Below are 18,775 nucleotides of genomic sequence, written 5' to 3' on the forward strand. Positions count from 1 at the left end.
GATAAGCTAAAATAAAAAAGCACCAAAAAGGTGCTTTTTCCCTACGCTTCAACCGATTGATTCTCAGCAATATTTTTAAATTGTCGTTTGTGCATCCACATTAATGAAGCAATTGTTCCAAGTGATAATACAACGATAAAGATCATGAGTATCCCAATATTTTGCCACATGAAGTTAAAGTCTCCGCTTGATACGACTGCTTTCAATCCTGATACAGAATATGTCATCGGTAACCAAGCATTAAATGGTTGTAAATACTTCGGAATCAACTCTAGCGGGAATGTTCCAGCACTTGTTGTAAGCTGAATAATTAATGTGATGATTGCGATGAAACGCCCTGCATCACCGAATGCTGTTACTAAACATTGAATTAATGAAATAAACGCTAAGCTCGTAACAATACTAAAGAGTATAAAGTATGGAATACTTTGTACTTCTACACCTAACCAGAACAGTAATATGACATCTGCTACTATTGCTTGAATAATACCGACTGATAGTAAAACACCAAACTTACTAATAAACCAGCTGAATCCTGATTTCGGAACGCCGACTGTATCGCGTAATGGGTATACGATAGATAATAGTAATGCCCCAACGAATAAACCGAGTGATAAGAAATACGGTGTGAATCCTGTTCCGTAGTTTGGAACTTCCGCCATTTTCTCCGTCTTCACTTTTACAGGGCTTGCAAACATATCATACGTTTTATCCGTCCCTTTCACTTCTCCCGTTTTTTCTGCGCCTTCACCAAGCTTCTCAGCAAGTTCACCTGAACCGTCGTTTACTTTTACGAGTCCGTCAGTCACTTTTCCAGAGCCGTCTGCTAGTTTATTTACGCCGTCGATTAGCTGTGTTGAGCCAGTTGACATTTTATTTAGACCACCATTTAGAGTACCTATGCCTGTTGTTACTTGACTTGAGCCATCCTCTAATTGCGTTATTCCTCCTGTCATTTGGCTTGCTCCTACAGATAATGTACCTAAACCACCTGTTACTTTACTTGAGCCATCTGCTAATTGAGTTACTCCATCAATTAATTGACCTGACCCGTTATTTAATTTATCTACACCTACTTTGGCATTACTTAATCCTTCACCAAATCCATGAAATTTGCTTACAAATTCGTTTTGCGCATTCAGTAATTTCTCAATACCCTCCGTTAAAGATTGCAATTTCGCTGTATTCGGTAGTTTGTTTTGCGCATCACTTGTTGTTTGAGTTATTTCACCTTTTAATTGTTTTACTTCTTCATTTAATTTATTTGTTCCACCTGCTACTCCAATAGCTTTCTGCTGAACTGTCGCTGTACTTTTCGCCGCATTTGTTATATATGGTTGTAACTTCTCTTGATATTCTTTTGGTAAACTCTCGATTTGCTTTTGCAAATTAGCTACATCTTGCGCTGCAGTTTTTGCATCTCCTGCTGTTGATTGAGTAAATTCATTTAACTGATTTACGTTTTCTGCAGCTCCGTTCATTTTCTCATTTACAGTATTTAATATAGAAGGAACTTTCGCCTGCATTTCCTCTAAACCTACAACAGAATGCTTTACTGTACTATTTAAATCTTGCAAACCATTTTCAATTTTTTGAGAACCTTCTTCTAATTGACTTTGTCCTCCAACAAGCTTTTCCATACCGTTCGCTAATTCATTCGTTCCTGTTTTTAATTCACCTGATTTATTTGCTAATGTATTCAAACCATCAGTTACTTTCTGAGATCCATCTTGTAATTTCCCTATACCTATCTGCATTTCACCCGTTTTGCTATTTAACGTATTTAAACCTGTTGTTACTTTTCCGGACCCATCTTGTAATTTATTAGATCCATCTACTAACTTCCCAACTCCATCTTTCATCTCCCCAGATTTCTCTTGAAGTGTATAGAGCCCATCCGTCACTTTACTTGATCCATCATGCAACTCACTAGCTCCATCATGTAATTTATTTGCTCCGTCCGCTCCATCTGCTAATCCTTTTGAGACATCTTTAATGGAATCAAACATTTTCTCTGCATATGTTTTCGTTAACGTGCTTGATACTTCACTTTTAATTTTTTCAATGGCTGTTCCGCCAATTTGTGAGGATAAGAAGTTCAAACTTTCATTTGGAATATATTCTAAGTTCAATGGTTTCGGATCGTCTTTTAATAACGTTGTAGCGTTACTTGAGAAGTCATCTGGAATACGTACTAACATGTAATACTTTCTGCCTTCCATTCCCTCTTTCGCTTCTTTTTCACTTACAAATTCCCATTTAAAACTTTTATTATCTTTTAAGTTATCAACGAGCCCTTTCCCGACCTCAATTGGTTTCCCATCAAGTTCTGCACCTTTATCTAAATTGACTACCGCAACTGGCAAGTCATCTAGCTGTTCATACGGATCCCAAAAGGCCCATAAAAACATACCCGCATATAAAATCGGTACAAATAAAACCGCGATAATTGGAATTAATATTTTTTTACTTTTTATAATCTCTGTAAATTCTTTACTAAGCAACTTATGCCATTTCATAATTTATCCCCCTTTTTAAAAATGACCAAAATCGATTTATGGTCATTTTTACCCAAATAAAAAGGCTATATCTGTTCATACATATGCCTTATCCCCGAATTTATACTATGCACATTTTCATCTACATGATTATATTTAACCATCCTCCTTATACGATTGACCAATTTGTTCAATTAGTCATTTTTTATAATATTAAAAGGATTATCTTAATTTGACAATCCTTTTAGTAAATAAAGTTCGAATAATTCCGATATTTTTTCTTTTTCTAACGGTTCATGATTTTTTTCCCAATCAAAAATAAGCGATACGTATAGGCGAAGCATAATAAACGCTGTAATTTCTGGATCACATTTGCTGATTTCACCCTTTTCAATCGCAATTTCTAAATACGATTGAATAACAGAAACGATTTCCACATCTACTTGTTGCATCACTTCTTGTACTTCTTTCGTTCCCATATCACGCTCTTCTTGAATTAGTTTAATCATGAGCTGATGTTCTTTTCTAAATTCTAATATGCTATATAATGCTCTATGTACATTTTCAAAAAATGAAATATCTGAACGAATTGCATTTTCTGCAACTTGCTTCATTTCTGTAATTAAATTAGAAATAATTTCACCAAATAGCTCTTCTTTATTTTTGAAAAAAGTATAAATCGTTCCTTTTCCTACATTCGCTAACTTCGCTACTTGATCCATCGTTGTTGCTTTATAACCGAACGCTGAAAAAGACTTTGTTGCAGCTTCAATAATAGAACGTTTTCGATCTATCGCCACATCTTCACCTCCAAAAATGACCAATTGGATAATATAGTCAATCAGTACATCTTTGATATTACCACACGCTTACATTCTAGACAAGTTCTCTTTTTTATTATTTCCAGTATAAAAAAATTCCAGTCAAGTTATATAATACTGTCATAGTGTATCAGAAGAAAAGAGAAAAAGAAAAGGTGTTCTTAAGATATATGATTAAACCTTACTTAACGACAACGAAATTCCCTTTTTTCAAATAATCAAATAAAAAAACAAGAAAATCTTTACATTTAATAGTAATATAGAAAATAGACAAGTTTATCAAAATAGTGGAGGCTTTTTCAATCATGATGCGTGCGCTTCGTTTAAATATAAGGCAAGCTTTTTGTAATCGTGTTTCTTTAATTATTATGTTTAGTGGATTAGCTCTTATTTCTGTTTATCATTATTATTATGTAATTCGTTATTTAGGAGACGCAACGAATGGGGCTATAGCAACTGCTTTTAAATGGATCGGGTTTCGTAATAATGAAATGGAGATTTATTTATTATTAATGCCTGTTATTGCAAGTTTACCATTTAGTACGAGTTATAATTCCGATAAATCCGATGGTTTCAAAACTTTTATAAGTAAGGAAATTTCCCTATTCTCGTATTCCTTTACAAAGTATATCGTTACATTTTTCTGCGGGGGATTTCTTTATACTTTACCGTTCATTCTTTCTTTATTACTTTGCAAATTAACAATTCCAAATGGAGATCCAACCGTCGGTACTAGCATGATAAATGGCAACGGAATGTTCGCAGAGTTATATTTCTCTTCTCCCATCACTTATATTTATCTATATATTGGGATTAATTTTTTATTCGCTGGTTTAATGGCCCTCTTAGGTTTAGCAGCGTCCACATGGTCACAAAAGGATTATATGGCACTTCTATTCCCATTGGCAGTTACTTCCATTCCCTTCGTCCTGCTAAATACAATATTCCCTACAATAGGCGGAGCACCTATTCACTTATATGATCCAAAACAACCATTACACGGGATGTCACCATACATTTTACAATGTACATTTTTCTTCCTTGTCAGCTTATTTATGTACATAAAAGGATTACAACGGGACAAAAAAAGATATATGAGAAGACTTCAAAAACGAGATCGATGTAGAAAGGCTTTTCAGCCATTATAAAGTGAAGGCTAATAATCAGTGGGGGCTTTACGGGCAGTTATCTCCCGCCTAACTTCTTTGCTCCAACTGAATTTTGAGGTGGGAGTTTTACTGCCCGGCGAATAGCGGGATAAAAACCTAATTTCCTCACGTTATCTTGGAAATTAGGTTTTTTTTATTCATTTACGGCGTACCAGCCAATCCCCATAAAATAACAACAGTCGCAAAATAAATTGCTTTAATAGCTACCACTAAACATAATGCAATAATTGCATATTTACTTAATTCTCTTCTTGCACCGATTAAAGTAAAAATAACCGCCAAACTAAACGTTATATAGGAAGTTGCGGTATTTATTAAGTAATACATACTATCTAGATTCTGTGTAAGCCCTGTTATATCAGCTACAAACTGAAGCATGACGATCATGCTAAAAAAAATTGCAAGCTGATTCATTAATTTCCCGTTTATTCGGGCTACCATATGTCTACACCTCCTTGCGTTGAAGAATGAATATTCCATCTATTTCACCATAAGAATTCCTAATAATGTAAAAGAACGCTTAGTATATTTCTAAGCGTTCTTTCTCGACTATTTAAGAAGCCTTCTTCAAATCAATTTGAACAAGTACTGGATCGTGGTCACTTACACGTCCATGTTCTTTCATAATGTTTGAGTTTAAGTGTACTGGGTCTACAATTGTGTGCGGTGCGATGTTATTTGTTACTAAAATATGATCTAGCACTTGTGCGTTACCTTCATGAATGTACGTATAGCGGTTCTCTTTCGGCACTGTGTTTAACATGTCTTTTAATATCGTTCCCTCTAGTGCTTCTAAAGGTTTAGAGAATTCAAAGTCGTTCATATCACCTAATACAACAACTGGTGCATTTGTATTCTTTTCTTGAATACCTTGTACGAAATGATTCACTTCTTGTGCTAATTGAACTCGTTTTTCTTCACTCTTTAATACGAGCGGCTGCACTTTTCCAAATGGCGTTGCATCTCCTAGTTTTGAGTTTAAGTGATTTGAAATGACAACAACATTTTGTCCTTGGAACGTAAATTCTGCCGCTAACGGTTTACGTGTACTTTCAAATAATGAATTTTCGTCTCCAATACGAACAACATTTTTATCTAGTAACTTCGGTGCTGTCGCTAATTTCACACGAGATGGGTTATAGAAGAAACCGACGCGAATATTCGCTCCAGGTGCCCCGCCGTCTTGATTGTTGTTCGGCGCAATTTCTACATACTCATACTTCGGTCCACGAATTTCTAATACAGCATCAATGATACGTTTTGCGCTTAAAGATGCATCAGTCGTACCGTCATTGATTGCTCCATTATTATCTTGCATCTCTTGTACACCGATAATATCAGGCATTTTTAAATTATATTTAATAGAATAAGCTAACGCTTTCACTTTTTCATCTGTTGTTTCTTTTTTGTTCGCTGAGAAGTTTTCAATGTTATATGTAGCAACTGTTAACTTATCAAGACGCGGCTGAATATTTGCCCCTACTTGCTTAAATCCGCCGTCCACTACAGATGGTAATTCCGTTACTGGCGAAATGCGGAACGCACCGTAGTCATATCCTACTACGCCTGTTATATCTCCAGTGAACGTATCGCCTACTTTCGCGACATAATCACGAGGTACTTTTACAGAAAGACGCTCTGGATTTAATTGCTCTTTATCTAATAAAGGTGTACCATACTTCGTTACTACTTTATCTCCGCCATTTTTTACTGTTACATATAAATTACCGTTTTTCTGCGGAGCGATAATTTTTGGTGTTGGCATCGTAACGCGCATACCTTCTACACTTTCATAAAAGTCGATTGCATCTTCATTTGGATCAAATAGACCGAATGCATCATTATCGATAATTTGATCAGGGATTTTCACACCGTTTTCTCCTAATACAATCGGCGCTGGTAAAGGTTGATCTTTTGCGATTACAGCAACGCGACTCGCCTTAATTTCCGTCGTCGTTAAGTCTGTTTCAAATCGCTCTGCATATCCAGGTCCAACATATTCTTCTACTTCTCCATCAACTTGGACAAGATCTCCTACTGCTACATTCGCATCTTTTTTGTATACGTAAATACCTTCAGAAGTAGCTGGATCATTATCCGGCTGATTATCTTCTATATAAAAACCATTTTTATCAAGCGCTGTGACAACGCCCTCCACACTGTTTACTTTCTTCCCATTGTAAGGAGAAATATGTGATTTCCCTTGAATATCATGAATACGAACTGGTTCATTATTTACGATAATAAATGAAAATGTTGAAATCGCTGAAGAAGTAAGCCCTTCTTTCTCTGCAATTGCTTTAATCACACTATTTTCATTCACTACAATTTGTCCGTTATAACGAACACTCTTGTTTGTAGGGTTAGAGCCATCTAACGTATAGTAGATTGTTGCTCCTTCTGTATTCGTTGTTAATGTTACTGCTGTTCCTTTTGCAACTTCCCCACCATTTGGTGATGCCACTACATCGCTAACGCGGTTTTGTTCTTCTCCTTGAAACTTATGAGCTGTTACTGATTTTAAACCTGGGCTACCGAAATATAACTCAAGCGTCCCTGTCAACCTAACTTTCTTCCCGATATTTTCAGGATGATCTTTCACGTTTACAGCCGTCCTCACATCACCTTTTGGTAATTGAACAGGCATGATCTTGTCTGGATTTGTTTCGTTTGGCGAATCGGCAATTGCCACGTTTGTGTCGTCAAACTTAGCCGGATCTTTCGTGTATTTAGAAGGACTTTGCGTATACCCAACGATATATCCTTCCACTATCCCCTTCGTTTTCCCTTGCTGCTTAAATACTTGAATTGCTTTTTCTACTGACATAGAAGTAGTTTCTTCCGCCTGCGCTAAAGTTCCAGTAAATGAAAGCAATAACATTAATGATAAAAAGACACTTAACAATTTCTTCACAGCCATCTCCCTCTCCCTATTTCATATTTTCTCAACATTTCTATCATATCAAATGATTCGTTATATAGAACTATATTTCGACAAGTTTTACACAAAATTTATTTAATTTACAAGTTTTCAAACTATAATACAAAATAACTTATATAGGTTTATTGACTAAAGGTATTTTATCCAATAAACAAAACGCCTTCAATATAATTGAAGGCGTTTTGTTTGAAATATTTTAATGTGCGACTAATTTAGTCTCCATTACTTTCTCTAAATGAAATAACACACGTTTCGCCGCTAACTCACCTTGCTCAATACAAGCCGGAAGACCAGAACCAGCGTAAGAACTACCTGCCAAATACACACCTGGCAATTCTTCCTCCATAAATGTTGTGAGCTTCTTCATTCGCTCTTTATGGCCTACTGTATATTGAGGCATGGCTTCTTTCCAGCGGCTTACAATTGTAAACTCTGGATCCTCTGTAATATCCATTGTCTTTTGTAAGTCCTCTAATACGAGCTGTACAATTTCTTCGTCAGTTTGTTCAACAATCGCTTCATCACCTGGGCGCCCGACGTAACAGCGAAGAAGCGTTTTTCCCTCTGGCGTTGTATGTGGCCATTTTTTATGTGTCCACGTACACGCTGTAATTGTATAATCACTATTTCTTGATACGACAAATCCGGTACCATCAATATCACGCTGAATTGCAGACTTTGGGAAAGCAAGTGCCACGTTTGCAACTGATGTAGACGGAATGTTACGGAAGAAACGAAACTGCTTATACTGCGCAAACATAGATGGCAATACTTTATGCGGCGTCGCAACTACAATCGCGTCTGCTTCCATTTCTTTTCCGTTACTAAGCGTAATCGTATAACTATCACCAAGTTTTGCAACCTTTTCGATACGAGTTCCCTTCATTATCATATCATTAGGAATCTTCGTTTCAAGAGATTCTACTATAGATTCTAAACCGGTTTTCACAGTTTTAAATATTCCTTTTTTCAATTCAGCCTTCTCTTGCTTTGGAGCGAGCGTACGCATACCGAGTGAAATACTACGGTGCTCCTGTTCAATTTGATAAATTTGAGGGAATGTTGACATTAAACTCATTTCATCAATATCCCCTGCATAAATACCAGATAATAATGGCTCAATTAAATTTTCAACGACTTCATTTCCAAGGCGATGCCTGAAAAACTGCCCGAGTGATTGATCAGAAACTGGTTTTGATCTAGGCATTAATAAGTCAAAACCAGCTCTTAGTTTACCAATTGGGGAGAACAATCCGGAAAATAGAAACGGCGTAATTTGCGTTGGAATTCCCATCATTGAACCGCTCGGCATTTTATGTAACCGATTGTTTACGAGAACGAACGATTGACCAGCCTTATTATTTACAAGTTCAGCATCAAGTCCTAATTCTTTCACTAATTTAGCTGCGCTCTCTTTTCTTGCTAAGAAAGAATCAGGACCGCGTTCAATTGTAAATCCATCTTTTTGAACGGTTTGAATTTTCCCGCCAAGTTTACCAGACGCTTCTATAAGCAATGCATCTATCGGCAAGTTTTTTTCACGAATTTCTTTTTGTAAGTTATACATTGTTGTCAATCCTGTGATGCCACCGCCGATGATCACAACTTTTTTCCTCAAGTAAGCTCCCCCTTTCTACTTACATTACAGATTCTTTTTTCTTTAATACAACATCTGCTAAACAGTCGATAAATGCGTCCGATGCGTTTGGCATTTCTGGACGATAATATTTCGCGCCAATTTCATCCGTTACCACTTTACACTCAAAGTCATTGTCATATAAAACTTCTAAATGTTCCGCAACAAATCCAACTGGTGCATATACGAATGAACTGTAGCCGTATTTTTCATTTAGTTCTCTCGTTAAATCTTGTACATCTGGACCAATCCAAGGATCTGGTGTATTTCCGGCACTTTGCCAACCTACTGCATAATTTGCTACTTCAGCACCACGTGCAATATAGTCAGCTGTTTCGTTTAATTGATCCGGGTATGGATCGCCGAGTGCGATAATTTTTTCTGGTAAACTATGTGCAGATACGATTAACACTGCTTTTTCACGTTCTGCTTCTGACATACCGTTATATATACCTTTCACTGCATCGACCCAATACTGAATAAATTTCGGTTCTTTATACCAGCTATCGATGCCGTGAATTGTTAAGTTTCCAAGTTTTCCTGCTTCTTCTTGCGCTCGTCCTACATACGACTTCACGCTAAAAGTAGAATAGTGAGGGGCAAGAACGAGTGCAATTGCATCTTCTATTCCATCTTTATGCATAGCTTGTACTGCATCTTCAATGAACGGTTCAATATGTTTTAAACCAAGATACATGTGGTACTCTACTTCATCTTGTATTTCATTTAAACGTGTCTCTAACTTTTTAGCTTGCTCTAATGTAATAGTAGCTAAAGGAGAAATACCACCAATTGCACGGTAACGCTCTGTTAAATCTTCTAGCATTTCAGGACTTGGCTTTCTTCCTCTGCGAATATGTGTATAGTAACGTTCAATATCTTCTTCTTTATATGGCGTTCCGTATGCCATTACAAGCAAACCAATTTTCTTTTTCATACAGACAATCTCCTTTACTTCGCTAACTGTTCTTTAGAGTACTCATGAATAAATGTAGTTAAGCGTTTTAATGTATCTGGATTTACTTCTGGGAATACGCCGTGACCTAAGTTAAAGATATAACCTGGCTGCTTCATCCCTTGATCTAAAATACCTTTTACATGTTCTTCAATAACAGGCCAAGGTGCTAATAAGAATGAAGGATCCATATTTCCTTGTACCGCCTTGTGAACACCACGTGCGCGTGCTTCTTCAATCGGTAAGCGCCAATCTAAACCTACTACATCAAGCGGTAAGTCGTGCCATTCATTCACTAAATGTGCAGCACCTACGCCGTGCATAATCATTGGAACACCCATCGGGCGAACTTCTGCAAAAATACGCTCCATCGCTGGTTTAATAAATATACGGTAATCCGCTACATTTACTGCTCCAACCCAAGAATCGAAAATTTGAACCGCTTTTACTCCTGCGTTAATTTGCGCTTTTAAATATGTAATAACCATATCTGCAAGCTTATCCATTAAAGCGAACCAAGCTTTCGGCTCTGCATACATAAACGCTTTCGTATTATGGTAGTTACGAGAAGGACCGCCTTCAATCATATAGCTCGCTAACGTAAATGGAGCTCCTGAAAAACCGATTAACGGTACATCTAACATTTCTGTCGTTAATAAACGAATTGTATCTAGTATGTAAGGTACGTCATCTTCTGGATTGATTTCCCCTAATTTTTCTACATCTTGTAAAGAACGGATTGGACTATCGATAACTGGACCAATGCCAGATTTAATTTCCACATCAACACCAATTGCAGGTAGTGGTGACATAATATCTTTATAAAGAATTGCTGCGTCTACGTTATATTGATCAACTGGCAACTTTGTAACGTAAGCGCACAACTCTGGATTATGTGTAATTTCAAATAAAGAATATTTCTCTTTTATCTTTCGATATTCCGGCTGTGAACGACCTGCTTGACGCATATACCATGCTGGTACATACTCTGTACGTTCCCCCCTACATGCTTTTAAAAATGTCTCATTTATAGTTCTTACCAAGACCCTAGCTCCCTTCCTTACCAATGCTTTTTCTTTAAATATGCTCTATTCCGATATTTATCTTTTTTTACTATACAGCTTGTAAAAACAAAATGCATAACATTATGTACGTTGTTCATTAAATTGACACAAACGTTCGTAAAAACGTTTACTATTTTCACAACATTCTTATTATAGCACAGAGAAAAACTACGGTTTAGCTACTTTTGACTTTTCTCCTTCACGGTTCGTTTGTGTGTTATATGGCACAACGTAAAAACTTGGTTTTGAGAATATATTAATAAACTTCTCCTCATATTTCCCCGTTCCTTTTGCCGTTCCAACGTGAGTATGAATTCCTTTTTCAACTTTATAAATCCGATACATAATTCGCTCATCAGGAAGCGGCGTCCAGCTTAGTTTCATTGCAAATAAACCGAAAGGACTAAATGCTAGTTTTGCTTCCACGTTTTGAATCTTATCTAAACGAATTGGCAGTCCAATTGTTTCAACACCTTTTGGCCTATGAAAACTCGCTTTATCTTGTATGTTTGCTTTCGTTAAAATCTTTTTAAATAACATCGTTGCAGATGCATTTCCATCTTGTAATTGATGCTCTTTATCGGTGCGGTCATAGCCAATCCAAACTGCACCTACTAAATTCGGTGTATATCCAACGAACCACATATCACGCGCACCATTGTCATCATTCGGCAATGAAGTTGTGCCTGTTTTTCCAGCTAAAGCTCCATTATATACGCCAGCTTTCGCCGTACCTTCTTTCACAACTCCTTCAAGCATCTTTGTCATATACCATGCCGTTTGCTTCGAAAAGACTTTCGTTTCAGCTTTTGATGATTCTCCAATGACCGCCCCGTGTCTATTTAATACTTTATCGATAACGTGCGGTTCAATAATATTCCCGTTTGCTAAAAAAGATCGGTACATTTTGACAAGATCAAATGGAGACACACCATTTTTCAGCCCGCCAAGTGCTGTGCTTAAACCTGAGTCTGCAATATGAACATTCCCTTTCTCTAAATATTGCTTTCCCTCATCTACCCCTAATTCATTTAATAAAGATACAGCTGGCACATTTGCTGATTCTAATACCGCATCGTACATCGTCATCTCTTTCGTATACTCATGATTATAATTTCGAGGTTCATAACCTTCAAAAGAACTTTTTTCATTCGTTAATAAAGAATATGGATTATATTTCTTCGTCTCAAGTGCAGGTCCATATACGATAAGCGGCTTTAAAACAGAACCAGGCTGCCGCTTTGCAAAAACGCGATTAAGCCCTCTCGGAACATATTCTCTTCCGCCAATCGCGGCTTTAATTCCGCCAGTCTGATTATCCATTAATAAAAATGCACCTTGCGCCCCGTTTTCTTTACCAGGGAAATTTCTCGCATCTTGAAACTGGTTATATGCTACCTTTTGAACTTTTTCATCCATCGGTACGACAAACGTATATCCTCCGCGCAGTACTTCTTGATGCGATAAACCATATAAACGCGCCGCTTCATCTATAACCATATCGATATACGGCATATATGCGAGTTCACGTTCATCTGAATTTTTATAAAGAGCGATTGTTTTCCCTTGGTAACGAACACTATCTTCCGCTGTTAAATAGCCTTGTTTATGCATAAGTGACAAAACAAGATCACGGCGCCCTTTACTCTTTTCTAGGGATAAGTACGGTGAATAGCCATTTGGCGATTTCGGAAGCCCTGCAAGCATAGCTCCCTCTTCCACTGTTAAATCTTCTACATTTTTATTAAAATACAACTTTGCTGCCGCTTGAATACCATATGCCCCATGACCGAAATAAATATGGTTCATATACATTTCAAGAATTTGCTGCTTCGTATATTTTTGCTCTAATTGAAGAGAAATTGCGACCTCTTTCAATTTGCGCGTAAATGTTTTTTCGCGAGTTAAAAAGACGTTTTTAGCCAGTTGCTGCGTAATCGTACTACCGCCTTCTACCTTCTCTCCAGCTAACGCGTCTTTATAAAGCGCCCGAAATATAGAAGGGTAATCAATTCCTTGATGCTCATAAAAACGAGAATCTTCCACAGCAATAAATGCTTGCTGCACGTACTTTGGAATTTCTTCAATCGGCACGAGCTCTCTATTTTCTACATATAACTTCGTAATTTCTTTTCCTTTCTGGTCAACGATACGTGATGAAGAGTGGAAAACAAGCTGCTTTTCATCCATCATATAGCCACCAGTTAACACAATAAGTTTATAGAGTACAATCGCTACTAGGAACGTTGCTACCCCGCCTAATAAAGTCCACTTTGCTTTCTTCATACATCGGCCTTCTTTCCAAATGATGGTACATTTATTATTTGAAAAAGAAGTATCTTTATGTATATAATCTTCGAAGTTTTTTAAGAGAATTGATATAATAGAGACAAACCATAAAGGGGGCATTAAAATGAAGGCTATTATTTCATACGAAACACCTCTAGAACAAGCACATTTCACTGCAAAAAATAACGAAAAAGATATGTTTTATAAAGAAAATACTGAAGAATCTGTAGAATCGACACTTCAGTATGACGTATTAGACGCTGTTGGAGAATTTAAAGGACAATCTGGCTACATCGTTTGTAACAACATTTCTGTAACAGACGAAGGTCGCCCTGTATTTGAAAAACGTTTTAAAAACCGTGCTGGTCTAATCGAAAATGAGCCTGGCTTCCAAGCAATCCGTGTTCTTCGCCCATTAAGTAATGATACATATGTCATCTTAACGATGTGGGAAACTGAGCAAAACTTTAAAGACTGGACAGAATCACGTTCATTCGAAAATGCTCACAAAAAACGTCCTGCACAAGCAGAGGGACAAGCTCAGGCTCAGGCGCATCCACATGCAGAACAGCAAAAAAGTATTTTCTCGCGCCCGTCGTTCGTGACTACTTTTGATGTGTTAGTTTAATTTTCGGAGTTCGGAGTCAGCGGTATGTGAAATTATATCGGCGATTTTTCGAATATATCGGCGCAACTCGAAATATATCGACTTATCGACAAATGACGACACACAAAAAAGGAAACACCATTACACACCGGTGTTTCCTTTTTCTTTATACCAATTATATATGCGAAGCGCGTCTTCTTTTCGCATATGCTTCACTTCATAACCATGTCCCGCCACCGCTACAGCAGCTGTACATAACTCGTCTTTCTTTTGAAAATAAGATTGATTGTATCCGACCACTTGAATATGCCTTCTTCGCATGATCCCTGTATATTTCGCGAGACCTCGGTGCACCATTACTAACTGATTGTCTCGTATCATATATCCACCACTTTTATATCTAGCGTATGCAAGTATTGTAAATACAATAAATAGCGGTATAAGAACGAACAACGCAGTATGTTGTTTAAAATATATACTCGCACCAGCGATTGGCACAGCGAGCACAGCACTTGTAATCCAGCCCATTACGACGTAACGGCGTAATGCAGCCTTCGGTAAATGAACGATTTCCTCTTCTATTTCATACGGCAACTGTAAATAGGCAAGTAGCTGCTGTACATCTTTTTTCTTCATAAAAGGATGTAACATCACTTCATTCCCTGCCGCTTCTATACTTTGAATGACTTCCACTTCGACAGAGCAATAACCGAAAGGCTGGCGGAGAATTCCTTCTTTTACAGTAATCGCTTGAATGCGGTGTAATTTTAACACAAACTCTTTCTTATCAAATAACCCTTGAACGATACGAATTTCATTTCCGTTTCGCTCAATTTTAAAGTTCGCGTATTTTAATGCATAGCCGGCCGTAGAAATGACCCACGAAATTGCCATTAAAATCGCGGCCATAACGATTAATTCATATACACCGTTATCCATCACATACGCTTCCACTTTATTTATGAGCCATTCTGGAAGAAATTGATTAAACTCTGTGTAAATAAGAAGTAATCCAGAAAACACTAATCCGAATCTACCAGACGTAATGGAAGCTACTAAAATCTCTTTCATCGTTAACTGATAAATCGTCTTACTTTCTTCTGCCATGGGTACTTCTTCACTCGCAGCGCTTCTTTTTTTATTTAATAAGGCAATCAGTTCCTTCGCTTCATCTTCTTTAATACCAACTAACATCACTTCCGGCTCACTACCGCCGCCCGCTACTTCTATATTTAATTTCGTAAGCCCAAGCATTTGATAAATGACATTAGAAGATGTACTAATGTTTTGCACACGGTCTTTATTTAAATAACTTTCCTTCTTTACAAAAACACCGTGTTTTATATGTAAAATATTATTTTCAACCCAGTACACTTTGAAATACCATTTTATAGCTGAGAAAATTGCCATAATAAATAATACAAACAAAAGAACAAGATGTAAGAAATACCAAGGTTTTACTTCACCATCTGAACGAAATAAAACAAGAAAAATAAAAGGCAACAAAGTCGCAATTCGAATACCTAACAATATCGTGATCGGATGTTGCCTCTTATACACCCTCATCACTCACTTTCGCAAGCTCTCCAATTTGTCTTTTCAGCTGTTCTGCTTCTTCTTTCGTTAAGCCTGGAATACTATGCGAAGTTGCCGCTGTTGAAATATGTAATTCTGCTAAATTATACTTTCTCATAATTGGTCCTTGCTCAATCGTTACGTGCTGCACGCGAATCATCGGAATAAGTACGCGTTTTACAACGAACATTCCCTTTTGAATCTCAATCTCTTCTTCATTTAATCTGTAACTATAATAACGTTGACGTAAATTTGGAAATACAAAATAGTCGAGTGGTATGTATATAACTGCTCCTGTCACTAACAATCCAAACAACCAGCCCCACCAGTTAAAGTTAATCATAAAAAAGAAATACGCAATTACGACTGCTAGTATAACTGCCGCCCCAATTAAAGCATGAATTCTCCACACTTTTAGCATATTAGAATGAATCTCCCTCTCTAACGGCTGCATCTCATCACTCCAATTATATGAATTTATTAATTATATATTAGTTGTTATATACAGTTTTGTAAAATTATAGTTCCTTACATTGTGTCGAGCATTTCTTTAAAATTCCCTTCATTAATCGAATACACATAAAGAAAGAAGAAGCAATAGCATCTCTTCTTTCTACAAATCATTTCTTCTATAATAGCTTTATTATTAAATATAAATTTCTTCTTTCCGACTACTAGATTTTGATTTGACCACAATTAAATTTTCACTTTCCCATTTTAATGTGCCTAAAAATCTTGAATACACCATTTCGTTACCTACCTCTTCCACCAATAATTGATCGCGAATCTTTAAACCCTTTTCATCGTACACCTCACATCGTAGTTGGAAACCTTTAACACGATGAATTCCTTTTAATATCGCTATCTTCTTACGGCTTGGGCTTTTTTTAGGTGTCTTCCCTACTAAAAATATCCCTTCATAGTTTTGTTTCACAATTTCTCCCAAAGACTCCTCGACATACTCTCTAACAATAGATGGTGAGAGAGTAGAGTTTTCTTCAAGTCCGGGGATAACATATTGATGTACTAATTTACAAAACTCATTGTATTTCTCTTCAACTGAATCACGTGTTAAAAATTCCATAAAATCGTAAGGAACATATACACAAATTTCACCTAAAGCTCTATTCACTTTATATGAAATATCAGTATTTTCATTAGCTAAACAATAGACAGTAACTTGCTCAATCTCTCCTAATCCCATTTCAAACTCGTTAATTTTCTTTGAGAAAATTAACTCAAAAATCCTAATTTCATGCACACGCAAATAATGTTTTTTAGGACGTTGTTTTTTCCAATCATAAAATTTTACTTTGAGCACTATAATTCACTCCTTTTAATAAAAACACTATGAAAACAATGTAATTCTACAACATCATAGCCTCACACATTCATTATATTAAAAATAAAGCTAGTTTTTTATAATTTTTTTGATATAATTACTTACGGGAAACGGGAAGACATTTATCTTCCCTTGTGTTTTTATTTGCATCTAGTACTTTTGCTAGATGCTTTTTTTTATGCTAAAAAGGTACCCTCAAATACTTTGAGGATACCTTTTTCATCAATTTAGTGCATTTCAACAATTGTACCATCTTCGAACACCTTGAATACTCCAGTAAATCCTGCTCCAGCTGCACCTTCTATTTTATATGTCGTACGCACTCTAATTTGATAATATTTCTTTCCATTTTCTACTTGCGTATCCTCTAGCGTGTAATTATATTCTTCTTTATATTCTTTTTTGATATATTCTTTAGCTTTCTCAAAAGTAAATGCATCTTGATTCTTTCCTGTCTCTACCTTTTGATTCTTTTCTGTCTCTACTTTTTGGTTCTTTTCTGTTACTACCTTCTGATTCTTTTCTATCTCTGTTTTTTGGTTCTTTTCTGTTACTGCCTTTTGATTTTTTTCTGTCTCTGTTTTTTGGTTCTTTTCTGTTACTGCCTTTTGATTTTTTTCTGTCTCTGCTTTTTGGTTCTTTTCTGTCGCTACCTTTTGACTCGTTACTGCATCATTTTTTTGTGCCTTCGCTGCTGTCGTTACACTCTTTGCAGTTTTTTCCTCTTCACCAATTTTAGTGATTAATCCTAAAGCCTTTTTATTATATTCTTCAAGGTTCTTGTTATCTTTTGTTTCTGAAAGTACCTTATTTAACATCTCTTTCGCATCTGCATAATTTTTCTTACTTATTAACTCTTCGCTTTTTGTCAGTTGCTCTTCATACTTCTTTTTTTGTTCTAAGATCGCTACTAATGCTGTTCGTTCTTCCTTGGCTTGTTTTATAAGCGTATTATTTCCATTCTTCATGTTCTCTACTTTTCCAAATGACTTGATTGATTCTTCTACCTTTTTTTCTTCTTTTAACTTCACTGCTTCAATCATTACTTTCGTTTGTTCTACAAGCACTGTTGCATCTGAATCATCTTTTTTCTCATCTAATGCTCGTTCAAATGATGATAAAGCATTTTTATATTCTTTATTCGTTAACGCGGTCTTCCCTTCATCCATTGCTTTGTCAAAATCCCCATTACTACATCCAGCTAGCATTAAAAACGTAAGTCCAATTACCGTTAATAACTTTCTCATTTTCTCTCCCCCTATATATACCTAAAACAATAACATCATATGTATAAAAGTCTGTGTAGTAATTAGACTGAAAGTAAATATGTACTGTACATTTCATTTACTATCATTACTTAAAACTCCTAAATAGTTGGTAGTTGGTTTTCTTCTTCTTTTAAGACAGAAAGGAATTTTAATAAAGCCCTTACTCAGAATCTTTACTACACACACTCTTATACACATAGAAAAATCATTTTTCGTTTATAGTTTGCTATTTCTTCAGCTTTAAACATTCTCAGCTAATTGGAATACAAACTATGATCTGTAACATACCGAAAAGCAACAGAAAACAAAACGTAACAAAAGTCACGATTTGTAACTCTCTTGTAACACAAATGTAACATAAAGGTTTTAAACATACAATAGTTTTTTTTACATTATTTTCCCCTCTACATTTTAAGATCCACTAAGATTCCAACCCTAATTTCATCTCCCACCTACTATTGGACTATCGCTCTTCAAACGCTTTAAGAACGGGACTTATTTCCTAAATCATTAAAATTAATTACATAGATTGCTCTTTTTTCAACAAAACACTACGAAAACGTATAACCTTTTCCTTCCATACCTTTACACATCAAATATATATAATAAA

The 18,775-nt window shown here is 36.2% G+C and carries 14 protein-coding genes; 2 read left to right on the forward strand and 12 right to left on the reverse strand.

What is annotated here, in order from left to right; genetic code table 11:
• Positions 1–41: 41 nt before the first annotated feature.
• Both CQ058_RS07250 and CQ058_RS07255 read right to left on the reverse strand, forming a co-directional pair.
• Positions 42–2,519 (reverse strand): YhgE/Pip domain-containing protein, encoded by a 2,478-nt coding sequence (locus tag CQ058_RS07250; protein WP_002188674.1) that lies wholly within the window; start codon positions 2,517–2,519, stop codon positions 42–44.
• Between the two features lie 206 nt (positions 2,520–2,725).
• The gene (locus CQ058_RS07255; RefSeq protein ID WP_000963368.1) at positions 2,726–3,298 is read right to left on the reverse strand and encodes a TetR/AcrR family transcriptional regulator; all 573 of its coding nucleotides are present in this window, start codon (positions 3,296–3,298) and stop codon (positions 2,726–2,728) included.
• A 326-nt stretch (positions 3,299–3,624) separates the two neighbouring features.
• Here CQ058_RS07255 and CQ058_RS07260 point away from each other — a divergent pair, with 326 nt between their 5' ends.
• A complete protein-coding gene (locus CQ058_RS07260; protein WP_002188673.1) occupies positions 3,625–4,467 on the forward strand; it encodes an ABC transporter permease in 843 nt (280 codons plus the stop codon).
• A 162-nt stretch (positions 4,468–4,629) separates the two neighbouring features.
• Here the strand turns inward: CQ058_RS07260 and CQ058_RS07265 are convergent, their stop codons facing one another.
• The 6 genes from CQ058_RS07265 to CQ058_RS07290 all read right to left on the reverse strand — a co-directional run bounded on the left by CQ058_RS07265 (position 4,630) and on the right by CQ058_RS07290 (position 13,370).
• Complete coding sequence (locus CQ058_RS07265; RefSeq protein WP_002188671.1) at positions 4,630–4,929, reverse strand: hypothetical protein; 300 nt, start codon at positions 4,927–4,929, stop codon at positions 4,630–4,632.
• A gap of 112 nt (positions 4,930–5,041) precedes the next feature.
• The gene (locus CQ058_RS07270) at positions 5,042–7,408 is read right to left on the reverse strand and encodes a DUF6359 domain-containing protein (protein ID WP_002188670.1); all 2,367 of its coding nucleotides are present in this window, start codon (positions 7,406–7,408) and stop codon (positions 5,042–5,044) included.
• A gap of 217 nt (positions 7,409–7,625) precedes the next feature.
• On the reverse strand, positions 7,626–9,047 hold the full coding sequence (gene hemY, locus CQ058_RS07275) for a protoporphyrinogen oxidase (RefSeq protein WP_002193290.1): 1,422 nt from the start codon (positions 9,045–9,047) through the stop codon (positions 7,626–7,628).
• A 19-nt stretch (positions 9,048–9,066) separates the two neighbouring features.
• Complete coding sequence (gene hemH, locus CQ058_RS07280) at positions 9,067–10,002, reverse strand: ferrochelatase (RefSeq protein WP_002134839.1); 936 nt, start codon at positions 10,000–10,002, stop codon at positions 9,067–9,069.
• Between the two features lie 14 nt (positions 10,003–10,016).
• Positions 10,017–11,063, reverse strand: coding sequence for a uroporphyrinogen decarboxylase (gene hemE / locus CQ058_RS07285; RefSeq protein WP_002011155.1), 1,047 nt, complete (start codon positions 11,061–11,063; stop codon positions 10,017–10,019).
• 189 nt (positions 11,064–11,252) lie between these two features.
• Positions 11,253–13,370 carry a transglycosylase domain-containing protein gene (locus CQ058_RS07290; RefSeq protein WP_002188668.1) on the reverse strand — a complete coding sequence of 706 codons (2,118 nt, stop codon included), beginning with the start codon at positions 13,368–13,370 and terminating at the stop codon, positions 11,253–11,255.
• Between the two features lie 127 nt (positions 13,371–13,497).
• Between CQ058_RS07290 and hmoB the strand changes: the two genes are divergently transcribed.
• Entirely contained in the window at positions 13,498–14,001 is a 504-nt protein-coding gene (gene hmoB / locus CQ058_RS07295) for a heme-degrading monooxygenase HmoB (RefSeq protein WP_002188666.1), read from the forward strand.
• A gap of 120 nt (positions 14,002–14,121) precedes the next feature.
• On the opposite strand, the gene CQ058_RS07300 is transcribed toward hmoB, so the two are convergent.
• The 4 genes from CQ058_RS07300 to CQ058_RS07315 form a co-directional block, all read right to left on the reverse strand.
• A complete protein-coding gene (locus CQ058_RS07300) occupies positions 14,122–15,540 on the reverse strand; it encodes a PH domain-containing protein (protein WP_002188665.1) in 1,419 nt (472 codons plus the stop codon).
• Positions 15,533–16,009 (reverse strand): PH domain-containing protein, encoded by a 477-nt coding sequence (locus CQ058_RS07305; protein WP_002186468.1) that lies wholly within the window; start codon positions 16,007–16,009, stop codon positions 15,533–15,535. The genes CQ058_RS07300 and CQ058_RS07305 overlap by 8 nt, the downstream gene beginning before the upstream one ends.
• A gap of 192 nt (positions 16,010–16,201) precedes the next feature.
• Positions 16,202–16,876, reverse strand: coding sequence for a hypothetical protein (locus CQ058_RS07310; RefSeq protein WP_142396330.1), 675 nt, complete (start codon positions 16,874–16,876; stop codon positions 16,202–16,204).
• A gap of 248 nt (positions 16,877–17,124) precedes the next feature.
• On the reverse strand, positions 17,125–18,144 hold the full coding sequence (locus tag CQ058_RS07315) for a cell envelope integrity TolA family protein (protein ID WP_002188658.1): 1,020 nt from the start codon (positions 18,142–18,144) through the stop codon (positions 17,125–17,127).
• Positions 18,145–18,775: the final 631 nt, after the last annotated feature.

This window comes from Bacillus sp. MYb56, assembly GCF_002976445.1.
Classification (GTDB): domain Bacteria; phylum Bacillota; class Bacilli; order Bacillales; family Bacillaceae_G; genus Bacillus_A; species Bacillus_A mycoides.